Genomic DNA, 12,126 nt, shown 5'->3' on the forward strand with positions numbered 1-12,126 from the left:
CATGCTGCGCTTGACACTGGAATATACGCCATCGATACGCTTCAAACTGATGCTGCTGGTGCTGGCCTGCATCCTGCCCGCAGCCTTGCTGGCGGCGCTGCTGATTGACTACGATTACCAGCTCACCTACGACAACTTCACCCGCAGCGCCATGGCCACCGCGCGCGCCAACGCCATGGAAGTCGACAAGGAACTGGCCATCGTCGAGTCGGCGCTGGTCGGCCTGTCCACCTCGCCCGATTTGCGGCTGGGCGATCTGCAGGCGTTCGACGCGCAGGCGCGCCAGCTGGGTGCGCGCCAGAATATGTTCAATGTGGTGCTGGAAGATGCTTCCGGCCAGCAGCTGATGAATACCTTCCGTCCGTATGGCGTGCCGCTGCCGCGTGAGCCAGACTCGGCCTCGCTGAAGTTCATGCGCGAGCGCGACGCCACGTTTATCTCCAGCCTGTTCGTCGGCCCGGTGGCGCAGCGGCCGATGGTGGCGCTGGGCATTCCGCTGCGCTCGCGCGAAGGGATTTGGTGCGCGCTGACGGCCAGCATTGCGGTTGAGCGCTTCGGCGGCATCCTGCGCCAGCAGCATTATCCGGAACACTGGATCACCAGCATCATCGACCGTGGCGGCCGCATCGTGGCGCGCACGGCGGACATGCAGCGCTTCGTCGGCACGCAGGCGCTGCCGCAGGTGCGCGAACGCATGCACCAGCAGGCCGAGGGCGCGTTTGAAACCCGGACCTTGGATGGCACGCCGATCCTGGCGGTGATGTCGCGCGCCGTCAACTCGGGGTGGACGGTGGCGATCGGCATTCCGCTGGAAAATCTCAAGAGCGAGATGCGCCGCAAGCTGTGGTCGCTGGTGCTGGCTACCATCGGCCTGCTGGGCGCCGGCCTGCTGATCGCGTGGCGCATCGGCACCCGCATCCGCCGCGCCATGCATGACCTGATCGCGCCGGCGCTGGCGCTGGGCGCCGGCGAGCAGCTGGCGCCGGTCTCCTACGGCGTGAGTGAAGCGGACGAGGTCGGCGATGCGCTGGTCAAGGCTTCGGCCATGTTGTTGCGGGCCCAGCATCAGGCCAACCACGACGTGCTGACCGGCATCGCCAACCGTGCCATGTTTCACGAGGTGCTGGCGCGCCAGCTGGCGATCTGCCAGCGCAGCCACGGCAAGCTGGCGGTGCTGTACCTCGACCTCGATCACTTCAAGGCCATCAATGACACCCACGGCCATGCGGCCGGCGACCAGTTGCTGATCGAGGCCTCGGTGCGGCTGCGCTCGCAGTTGCGCAAGGCCGACCTGGCGGCGCGCCTTGGCGGTGATGAATTTGCGGTGATGCTGGCCGATGTCGGCGCAGCCGAGACCGCGCACGTGGTCGACAAGCTCACTGCGCTGATGGCGCAGCCATACCAGATCGACGGCCTGACGCTGACCGCCGCCGCCAGCATCGGCGTGGCGCTGTATCCGGCCGCCGGCGAAAGCCTGGCGGTGCTGCTGGCAGCGGCCGACCAGGCCATGTACCAGGCCAAGGCGGCGCGCCGGCTCGGCCCTAGGGGATAGCCATGGATACCACTTGTTATATAGAAAGTATTCCGCTAAGCTGATCACACTCTATTCTCCGCCGCCATGCCACCCCCGCCGGGCGTGCGTCATTATTTATTACGGCCCCATCCCCGCCGTGTCCGAATTCTTAGCGATCTCAATGCCCTCATAGGGCAGCTATCGATTTTCTTTCGATTGGAAAAATATTATGTTTGCTAACCTGACTATTCGTACCCGGCTGATCGGCACCATGACGTTGCTCGGGCTTCTCATCATTTTCATCGGCGTGCGGGGCATTATGGCGTTGCATACTTCCAACAACGTGTTGAAAGATGTCAACAGCAATGCCATGGTGTCGATGAAGGCCATTTACGAGGCGCAGATCCAGATCGACCGCGCGCGCCTGTCGCTGGACCGGGTCGCCCTGGCGCCGGACGCGGCCAATGTGCCGGAGACGCTGAAACGCACCCAGGACTTCATCGACAACAGCGACAAGCTGTGGAAGACCTACTATTCGCTGCCGTTCGGCGAGGGCGAGAAGGCCCTGGCCGACCAGGTGGCGGCGCAGCGCGAGGCGCTGATCAAGGATGGCCTGCGGGTGGCGATCAAGGCCATCACCGAGAAGAACAAACCCGAGATCGACCGCCTGATGCTGAGCGAGGTCACCCGCCTGTTCCGCCTGTACACCGACAGTTCGGAAAAGCTCACTACCTATCAGCTGAAGTCGACCACCGAGCAGTACGAGGCCAGCCAGGCCGACTATCAGCGCAACCTGACGCTGGCGATCGCCGCCATCGTGATCGGCATCGCGCTGGCGGCGTTCTCCGGCTTGCTGTTGCTGCGTGCGGTGATGGGGCCGCTGAACCAGGCGCTGACCCTGTTCCATGCGATGGCCGACGGCAATCTGTCGAACCGCATCGAGCATGGCCGCAAGGATGAGATGGGGGCGATGATGGAAGGCCTGGGCGCGATGCAGGAGCGGCTGGCCGACACCGTGCGCAGCGTGCGCGAAGGCAGCGATGCGATCGCCACCGCATCCAGCGAAATCGCCGCCGGCAATCTCGACCTGTCGCGCCGCACCGAGCAGCAGGCCGCCAGCCTGGAAGAAACCGCTTCGTCGCTGGAAGAACTGACCTCGACCGTGCGGCAGAATTCCGACAACGCCCGTCAGGCCAATACGCTGGCGGCGTCGGCGTCGGACATCGCCGTCAAGGGTGGCGAGCTGGTCAGCCGCGTGATCGGCACCATGGGCTCGATTACCGAATCGTCCGACAAGATCGCCGACATCATCGGCGTGATCGACGGCATCGCCTTCCAGACCAACATCCTGGCGCTGAACGCGGCCGTGGAAGCGGCCCGCGCCGGTGAGCAGGGCCGCGGCTTCGCGGTGGTCGCCACCGAGGTGCGCAACCTGGCGCAGCGCTCGGCCGCCGCCGCCAAGGACATCAAGGCGCTGATTACCGATTCGGTGGAGAAGGTCGGCAGCGGCAGCGCGCTGGTCAACGAGGCCGGCACCACGATGGAAGAGATCGTCACCAGCGTCAAGCGCGTGACCGACATCATCAGCGAGATCAGCTCGGCCGGCCGCGAACAGGAAATCGGCATCGAACAGATCAACACGGCGGTGGCCGAGATGGATACCGTGACGCAGCAGAATGCGGCGCTGGTGGAAGAAGCGGCAGCGGCATCGCAGGCGATGCAGGAACAGGCCGTCAAGCTGGCCGAGATGGTAGCGGTGTTCCAGGTGGAAGGCGGCAATATCGCAGCGCGCAAGACCTCCACCGCCCGGCCGGCGGCCCGCACCGCAGCGGTGGCCCCGGCTGCGGCGCCACGCAAGCCGGCGCTGAAGCTGGCGCCCAAGCCGGCATCCAAACCTGCGGCCAAGCCGGCCGCGCCGGCCTCGTCGGCGCCGCGCAAGGCACCGGTCGATAACAGCCAGGAGTGGGAAGAGTTCTAAACGAAATAAAGGGGCCGCATGCGGTAATGCCGTCCAGTTAAGCTGACATTTCACACTGTCATTCCCGCGGAAGCGGGAATCCATAGGACGACTGCCGGGCAAACGCGGCATGGGTTCCCGCTTGCGCGGGAACGACGTTGCTTAACTGAACGGCATTGGGCCGCATGCGGCCCCTTTTGCTATGCAGCGAGTGCTTATTCTTCCAGCAGGCTGCGCAGCATCCACGCGGTTTTCTCGTGCACGTCCAGACGCTGCGTCAGCAGGTCGGCGGTCGGCTGGTCGTCGCACTCGTCAACCACCGGCAGCAGCTTGCGCGCGGTGCGGGCGGTGGCTTCCTGCGCTTCGACCAGGTGACGCACCATGTCCAGCGCCACCGGCACGCCGTCGACTTCCTTGATGGTGGCCAGCTTGGCGAACTGGGCGTAGGTGCCCGGCGCCGGATAGCCCAGCGCGCGGATGCGCTCGGCGATCTGGTCCAGCGCCGCCCATTGTTCGGTGTACTGCGTCATGAACATCTGGTGCAGCGAGTTGAACATCGGACCCTTGACGTTCCAGTGGAAGTTGTGGGTCATCAGGTACAGCGTGTAGCTGTCGGCCAGCAGGCCGGACAGGCCAGCCGCGATTTTCGCGCGGCTTTTATCGGACAGGCCGATATCGATCTTCATTGCTTTCGCCATCATGGAGCTCCTTGAGTAGTCTTTGACTCAGCCATTGTAGCGCCATGACGGCGATCTTGCCTGCCCCGCTTGCCATAGCCGCCCCGTCGTTCCCGCACAGGCGGGAACCCATGCACCGCGGTCCTGCTTGCGTGGCATGGATTCCCGCCTGCGCGGGAATGACGTTAGCCGGCGGTCCAGCCGCCGCCGATGGCCTTGACCAGCTGCACGCCGGCCTGGCGGTAGCGGGTGGTCAGGTCCAGCTCGCTGCGCGCCGATTGCAGGTAGGCGGTCTGCGCCGTCACCACCTCCAGATAGCTGGCCGCACCTTCGTCGTAACGCTTCTTGGCCAGGTCCAGCGCGCGTTGGGCGGCCGCTGCCGCCAGGTGGTCGGACTTGGACGCCTCCTCATAGTTGGTCAGCAGCGACAGCTGGTCTTCGACCTGCTGGAAGGCGGTCAGCACCACCGCGCGGTAGCGCGCGCCGGCTTCATCCAGCTGCGCTTCGGCGTTGGCGATCTGCGCCTTGCGGCGGCCGCCGTCCAGCAGGCTGACGGCCAGCGTCGGACCGACCGCCCAGAACAGGTTGGAGGCCTGGGCAAAGCGGCCGAAGTCGCTCGACTGGAAACCACCGGACGCGTTCAGCGTCAGCGACGGGAACAGCGCGGTGCGCGCCACGCCGACCTGGTCGCTGGCGGCAGCCACGCGCAGCGCGGCGGCGGCGATGTCGGGACGGCGTTGCAGCAACTGCGACGGCAGGCCGACCGGCAGCGCCGGCGTCACGAAGCTGACGTCGCTTTGCGCCAGCGTGAAGCTGGCGGCGTTGGCGCCGACCAGCGCGGCAATCGCGTGTTCCTGCACATTGCGCTGGGCCTGGCGCTGGCGCAGCAGCGAGCGGGTCGACTCCAGCTGGGTCTCGGCGCGCGCCAGGTCCAGGCCGGAGGCGCTGCCGCCTTCATGGCGGCGGTTGATCAGGTCGGCCTGGCGCTTGTAGGCCACTTCGGTCTCGCGCAACAGCTTGAGGTCGGCATCGGCGCCGCGCAGGGCCAGCAGCGTGTCGGCCAGCTGGATCTGCAGCGACAGGCGGGCCGCCGCCAGGTCGGCATTGGCGGCGCGTTCCTGCGCCACGCCGGCGCGGACCTGCTTGCTGATGCGGCCCCACAGGTCGACTTCGTAGCCGAGGTCGAATTGCAGCGTGCCGCTGTTATATTCGGCCGGCGAGGTGGCGCCGCGCAGCGGCTTGAGGTCGGACTGGCGGTCGCGCTGGCCGTTGAGCGAGGCGCCCAGGGTCGGCGATTGCGCCGCCCGCAGCGTGCTGGTGGCGGCCTGCGCCTGCTGGTAGCGCGCCAGCGCGCTGGCCAGGTCGGGGCTGTTATCGAGCAGCTGCTGCTGCAGCTGGTCGAGCTGGGGGTCGCCGTACATTTTCCACCAGTCGGCGGGCAGTTGCGGCGCCTTGGCGTTGGCGTCGGCCCAGCCGGGCGGCAGGTCGCGGAAGGCGTCGGCCAGCGGCACTGCCGGCGGCGCCTGGACCGGGGCGTCGGCGCAGGCGCTCAGGGCCAGCGCCAGCGTCACGGCCAAAGCGAGGGGAGCGGGATTGAAGATCTTCACGGCTTGGCCTTGGCATTGGTGGTGGCGGCGGCAACGCGGACCACATCGCCGGTAGCGACGCCGTCCGGCGGATTGGCGATCACCTGGTCGTTGCTATCGAGGCCGGAGGCGATTTCCAACACATTGCCGAGGTCGCGGCCGACGGTGATGGTTTTCACCACCACGTGGTTATCCTTGCCCAGCGTCGCCACCTGGGTGCCGGCCTTGTTGAAGATCAGCGCGCTTGGCGGGATGCTCAGCGCGTTGCTGGTCAGCGGCGCGTCGAAGTGCAGCGAAGCGTAACCGCCCGGCAGCAGGTCATGGCTGTCGTTCTGCACACTCAGCTGCACCAGCATCGCGCCGGAGCTGACATTGATCGATTGCGACAGCGACTGCACGGTGGCGACGAAGGTCTTGCCCGGACGTTCCGGCACGGTCAGCTCGGCCTTGTCGCCGACCTTGATGGCGGCGATCTGGCGCTGCGGCACGTTGACGTAGACGCGCAGGCGGCTGATGTCGGACACCACGAACAGTTCGGTGCCCGGCGCGCCGCCGACGCTGATCAGCGCGCCGACATCGGTGTTGCGGGTGGTGACCACGCCGTCGAACGGCGCCACCAGGCGGGTGTAGCGCTGCAGCGACTGCACGCGGTCGACGTTGGCCTGCATGGCGCTGACGGCGGCCTGCTTGGCGGCCAGGTCGCCGGCTTTTTCGTCGGCTTCCTGGCGCGACACGGCGTCCGCCGTCAGCAGGCCCTGCCAGCGCTTGGCGGTGCTGGCCGCCAGCGTCAGGTTGCTGCGCGCGCTGGCCAGTTCGGCCTTGGCCTGCAGCAGTTGCTGGTCGAGGTCGGGCGTTTCGATATCGGCCAGCTGCTGGCCCGCCTTGACCGGCGCGCCGATGTCGACGCTCCAGCTTTTCAGGTAGCCGCTGACGCGGGCATAGATCGGCGCGCGTTGCCACGCTTCGATGCGGGCCGGCAGTTCCAGCGGCGCTCCGGTGATCGGTTTGACGGCCAGCACGCTGACCATCGGCACCAGCGGCGCGCTGGCTTCGTTGACTTGTTCGGCGACCGAACGGCGGCTGATCACGCCGGCCGCCACCAGGGCGACGGCGAGCACGATCAGACCCACGGCCAGCGGCTTGTGCCCCATACGGGTTGGTTTAGTTTGCATGGACAGGTGCTCCGGAAATAGGTTGGTCGTTGGATTGGGATTTCGGCGCATGCTTTTTGTGCACCAGGCTGAACACCACAGGCACGAACAGCAGCGTGGCGGTGGTCGCGAAGATCAGGCCGCCGATCACGGCGCGGCCCAGCGGCGCATTCTGCTCGCCGCCATCGCCCAGGCCGAGGGCCATCGGCAGCATGCCGATGATCATCGACAGCGCCGTCATCAGCACCGGACGGAAGCGGACCGAGCCGGCTTCCAGCGCGGCGGCGGTGGCGTCGCCCAGTTCTTCCAGGCGTTCACGCGCAAACGAGATCACCAGCACCGAGTTGGCGGTAGCCACACCCATACACATGATGGCGCCGGTCAGCGCCGGCACCGACAGCGTGGTATTGGTGGCGAACAGCATCCAGACGATGCCCGCTAGTGCGGCCGGCAGCGCCGAAACGATCACGGCCGGGTCCAGCCACGACTGGAAGTTGACCACGATCAGGAAGTAAATCAGCACCACGGCGCCAAGCAGGCCGAACAGCAGGCCGGAGAAGGCGCGGTCCATGGTTTTTACCTGGCCCAGCATCTGCGCCGACGAACCCTTCGGCAGTTCGGCCTTGGTTTCTTCCAGTATCTTGTTGATGTCCTTGGCGACGGCGCCGAGGTCACGGTCCTGGGTGGTGGCGTAGATCTGCACCATCGGCGAGATGTCGTACTGGCTGACCAGCGCCGACGCGGTGCCGCGCTGGAAGCGGGCCACGCCGCCCAGGGTGGCGGTGCCGGTGGAGGTGCCGTTACCGACCGGCAGGTTGGCCAGCGCCGTCAGCGAATCGAGCTGCGGTTGCGGAGTCTGCATGACGATCGGATAGCTGACGCCGTTGGCTGGATTGAGCCAGAAGGTCGGCGCCACCTGCGACGAACCGGCCAGGTTGACCACCATGCTGTTGGTGATGTCGCGCGTGTTCAGGCCCAGTTGCTGCGCCTGGGTACGGTCGAGGTCGACGTTGAATACCGGCGCCTTGTTCGACTGCTGGATGCGGGCATCGGCCACGCCCTTGATGGCGCGGATGCGTTTCAGCAGCTTGTCGGCGTAGACGTAGTTGTCCTCGATCTTGGCGCCGCGGATCTGGATATCGATCGGCGCCGGCGAACCGAAGTTCAGGATCTGGCCGACGATGTCGGCGGGCGGGAACGAGAAGGTGGTGTCCGGGAACTCTTCCGGCAGCACCTTGCGCAGCTTGCGCACATATTCGGCGGTCGGCGCATGGTCTTCGCCCAGCGCGATCTGGAAGTCGCCGTCCTGGCTGCCCATCATGCCGGTGTTGTTGTACACCGTGTTGATCGAGCTGGCCGGCATGCCGATGTTGTCGGTCATGGTGACGATTTCCTTGGACGGGATCACGCGGCGGATGGCTTGCTCGATGTGAGCGAAGCGGGCCGCGGTTTCTTCGATCCGGGTACCGACCGGCACGCGCACGTGCAGCAGCACCTGGCCGGAGTCGACCGACGGGAAGAAGTTACTGCCCAGGAAAGGCACCAGCGCAAACGACGCCAGCACCACCACCATGAAGCCGATGATGAACTTCGGACGGCTGCCGATGGCCGATTCCAGGATGCCATAGTAGCCGGCGCGCAGGCGCTCGAAGCGCGCTTCGAAGGCGCGCTGGAAGTTGACCAGCGGATTGCTCGACGGCGGCAGCGTGGCCGCGCCGTGGTGACCGTGGGCATGGCCTTCGCCGGTGTCGTGCGCTTTCAGCAGGTAGTTGGCCATGGTTGGCACCAGCGTACGCGACAGCAGGAACGAGAAGATCATCGCGAAGATCACCGCCTCGGCCATCGGCACGAACAGGAAGCGCGACACGCCGTCCAGGAAGAACATCGGCACGAACACGATACAGATACACAGCAGCGAGACAAAAGCCGGGGTGGCGATCTGCGCCGCGCCGTCCATGATCGAGGTTTCTACCGGCTTGCCCTGTTCCAGATGCCAGTTGATGTTTTCGATGGTCACGGTGGCGTCATCGACCAGGATACCCACCGCCAGCGCCAGGCCGCCCAGGGTCATCAGGTTGAGCGACTCGCCGATCGCCGACAGCGCGATGATGGAACCGAGAATCGACAGCGGAATCGATACTGCAATAATAATGGTCGAGCGCCAGCTGCCGAGGAACAGCAGGATCATCAGGCTGGTCAGCGCGGCGGCGATCACGCCTTCCGACGCCACGCCTTTGATGGCGGCGCGCACGAACACCGACTGGTCATTGATCGGCGTGACTTTCAGCGCTTCCGGCCAGCCGGATTTGAGCGTGTCGATCTTGTTGCGGATGCCGTCGACAATTGCCAGCGTCGAGGTCGAACCATTTTTCAGCACCGACATCAGCACTGAACGGCTGCCGTCGACGTGCACCACGTTGGTTTGCGGCGCATTGCCGTCGTGGACGTTGGCGATGTCGCCCAGGTAGATGGTGGCGCCGTTGACCACTTTCACCGGCAGGCGCGCCAGGTCGGCGATGGCCGTTGGCGCGCTGTTGAGCTGGATGGTGTATTCGAGCGAATCGATTTTCTGCGTGCCGACCGGGGTCAGCACGTTTTGTGCCGCCAGCGCGTTGGCGATGTCCTGCGCCGACAGGCCGCGCGCCTGCAACAGCGCCGGATCGACATCAATCTGCACCTGGCGCTGCTTGCCGCCGTACGGCAGCGGAATCGCCGCGCCCGGCACGCTGACCAGCGGCGTACGGACGGTGTTGGTGCCGAGGTCGGACAGCTGCTGTTCCGTCAGGCCTTTGCCCGACAGCGCCACTTGCAGAATCGGCACAGTAGCCGCATTGTAGTTAATGATCAGCGGGGGGGTGATACCGGCCGGCATCTGCTTGAGCAGCGCCTGCGAGATCGCCGTCACCTGGGCATTGGCTACCGCCACGTTGACGCCGGGCTGGAAGAAGATCTTGACGATGGACACGCCGGTGAAGGTATTGGCCTCGATGTGTTCGATGTCGTTGACGGTGGTGGTCAGCGCGCGCTGGAACAGCGTCGAGACACGGCCGGCCATCTGGTCGGGCGGCTGGCCGGTGTACTGCCATGCCACCGCGATCACCGGGATGCGGATGTCGGGGAAGATGTCGGTCGGCGTGCGCATTGCTGCCAGCGGACCGATGATCAGCAGCAGCAAGGCCATGACCACAAATGTATAGGGGCGCCGGAGCGCCACACGGACGATTTCAATTAACACACAAATTACCCCCAGGGACAGACTGACCGGACAATATAGCGCGGTGCAGCATTTTGAATAATGCGGCGGAATCGCATGACCTTATGAGCCAGGCTAATCAATGCCAAGGTGATGCTGATGATGCTGCGCTTATGCAGCAGAGATACCAACTATTGCTACATTAGTGAATAATTTTATCGTCTTAATCGTTATGGTTGACTTAAGAATTGTTTCTGGCATGTATCAACAGGCCCATACGCTGTATTCCACGCCGGAATGTAATCTGTTTGTAATCCAGCTGTCACCTTGCCGTCAGGGAGGGATTTTTATACTGGTTTCATTCTCACCACGGAAGGAACCATCATGAACAAGCTGTTACTGGCCGGCGCATTCGCCGCACTGTTTTCCGGCGCCGCTTCGGCAGAAGTCAATAATATCGTGTTAGTGCATGGCGCGTATGCCGACGGCTCGTGCTGGAATGACGTGATCGCCAAATTGCAGAAAGCCGGCAAGCACGTCACCTCGGTGCAGAACCCGCTGACCTCGCTGGCGGACGACGCCGACGCCACCCGCCGCGTGCTGGCGCTGCAGGACGGGCCGGTGGTGCTGGTGGGCCATTCGTGGGCCGGCACGGTGATCAGCGAGACTGGCGGCGATGCCAAGGTCAAGGCGCTGGTGTATGTGGCGGCGCGGGCGCCGGAGGCCGGCGAAGATTACGGCGCGCTGGCGGCCAGGTTCCCGGCGCCGCCGGCCAGCGCCGGTCTGGTCAAGTCGGCGGACGGTTTTGCGCAGTTGAGCGAGGAAGCGTTTGTGCGCGACTTCGGCGGCGACCTGGACCCGGCGCGCGCGCGCGTGCTGTACGCCGGCCAGGGCCGCATCGCGCAGACCCTGTTCAGCGCCCGCACCACGCAGGCGGCGTGGAAGGTCAAGCCGACCTATTACGCGGTGTCGACCAACGACCGCACCACCTCGCCGGACCTGGAACGTTTCCTGGCCAAGCGCATGGGCGCCAGGACCATCGAACTGGCGTCGAGTCACCTGTCGATGATCTCGCACGCGGACGAGATCGCCAACCTGATCCTGGAAGCAGCGAAGTAACGATCAGGCGATTGCGACCGGATTGATGTTGACCTGGGTCGAGCCGACGTACAGCGGCTGGCCCAGCACAAACAGGAATTCAAAGACGCCGTCGCGCAGCAGCGCCCGCGTGTCGATCAACTCCAGGTTGTAGATGCCGCGCTGGGCCAGCATGAACTGGTTGACCGGGAATTCTTCCCCGGTCGGGTTCGGATAGACCTCCGAGGCCCAGGTGTCGCCGCCGAAAGCGACGATATCGCGCTCGGCCAGTCACTTTGCGGCCTCGATGTCGATGCCCGGCTCGACTTCCAGGAATTGCTTGTCGTCCTTGCCGATCAGCTCCAGCCAGCCGGTATTGAACAGCACCACGTCGCCAGCCTCGATGGCTATGCCCTGGCGCGCCAGCGTGGCCTCAATGTCCGCCACGGTGATTGTAGTGCCGCCCGGCACGATATCCACGCCGAAATGCACCGCCATATCCAGCACCACGCCGCGCGCCACCAGCGGCGGCACTTTCTCCACGCCCAGCTTTTTCACGCCCTCGACAGTGACGAAGTCTTTGGCGTCATTACCGTTGTAATACACATGATTGATGCCGATATGGCCGATGCCGTTGAGTTGCGTGCCGACGCCGGTCCACGCCACCGCCAGTTCGTCGTTGAAGGTGAACTGGTTCGGGCCCGTGGTTTTGCCGGCCTGTTCGCCGGGCTGGATGTTGTACAGTTTGAAGCTGCGGTGGCGGAAGGCCGGCAGGTCTTTGCTGACCGGCACCGCCAATGGATAGGTGCGGCCCGTCTTGATCAGCGCCGCCGCCTTCAACACCCGCTCGGGCGTGATGAGGTTGGCGGCGCCGATTTCATCTTCCGCGCCAAAGCGCGACGGATACCAGCTTGGCTTGTTTTGCATTGTGTCTCCTGAGATGGGGTAGAGCCCCAGTCTCAGTGGCACGGT

The 12,126-nt window shown here is 65.0% G+C and carries 7 protein-coding genes and 1 pseudogene; 3 read left to right on the plus strand and 5 right to left on the minus strand.

The genetic code is table 11. The annotated features are described in order from the left end of the window. Position 1: 1 nt before the first annotated feature. Positions 2-1,552: a sensor domain-containing diguanylate cyclase gene (locus GTP55_RS05340; RefSeq protein WP_161043937.1), complete on the plus strand. Its 1,551-nt coding sequence runs from the start codon at positions 2-4 to the stop codon at positions 1,550-1,552. 190 nt (positions 1,553-1,742) lie between these two features. After that, positions 1,743-3,491 carry a methyl-accepting chemotaxis protein gene (locus tag GTP55_RS05345; RefSeq protein WP_161043938.1) on the plus strand — a complete coding sequence of 583 codons (1,749 nt, stop codon included), beginning with the start codon at positions 1,743-1,745 and terminating at the stop codon, positions 3,489-3,491. 194 nt (positions 3,492-3,685) lie between these two features. Here the strand turns inward: GTP55_RS05345 and GTP55_RS05350 are convergent, their stop codons facing one another. From GTP55_RS05350 to GTP55_RS05365, 4 genes are all read right to left on the minus strand, one after another. Next, positions 3,686-4,171, minus strand: coding sequence for a Dps family protein (locus GTP55_RS05350; protein ID WP_371868288.1), 486 nt, complete (start codon positions 4,169-4,171; stop codon positions 3,686-3,688). 161 nt (positions 4,172-4,332) lie between these two features. Beyond that, a complete protein-coding gene (locus GTP55_RS05355; RefSeq protein ID WP_371868289.1) occupies positions 4,333-5,754 on the minus strand; it encodes an efflux transporter outer membrane subunit in 1,422 nt (473 codons plus the stop codon). Further along, positions 5,751-6,905, minus strand: coding sequence for an efflux RND transporter periplasmic adaptor subunit (locus GTP55_RS05360; protein ID WP_161043939.1), 1,155 nt, complete (start codon positions 6,903-6,905; stop codon positions 5,751-5,753). The genes GTP55_RS05355 and GTP55_RS05360 overlap by 4 nt, the downstream gene beginning before the upstream one ends. Then, entirely contained in the window at positions 6,895-10,119 is a 3,225-nt protein-coding gene (locus GTP55_RS05365) for an efflux RND transporter permease subunit (RefSeq protein ID WP_161043940.1), read from the minus strand. Before GTP55_RS05365 ends, GTP55_RS05360 begins: the two co-directional genes overlap by 11 nt. Positions 10,120-10,461: 342 nt before the next feature. Here GTP55_RS05365 and GTP55_RS05370 point away from each other — a divergent pair, with 342 nt between their 5' ends. Then, a complete protein-coding gene (locus tag GTP55_RS05370; protein ID WP_161043941.1) occupies positions 10,462-11,196 on the plus strand; it encodes an alpha/beta fold hydrolase in 735 nt (244 codons plus the stop codon). 3 nt (positions 11,197-11,199) lie between these two features. Here GTP55_RS05370 and GTP55_RS05375 read toward each other — a convergent pair. Next, positions 11,200-12,063, minus strand: a pseudogene (locus GTP55_RS05375) (cyclase family protein); the annotation flags it as partial. Positions 12,064-12,126: the final 63 nt, after the last annotated feature.

It is taken from the genome of Duganella margarita, from assembly GCF_009857535.1.
Classification (GTDB): domain Bacteria; phylum Pseudomonadota; class Gammaproteobacteria; order Burkholderiales; family Burkholderiaceae_D; genus Rugamonas; species Rugamonas margarita.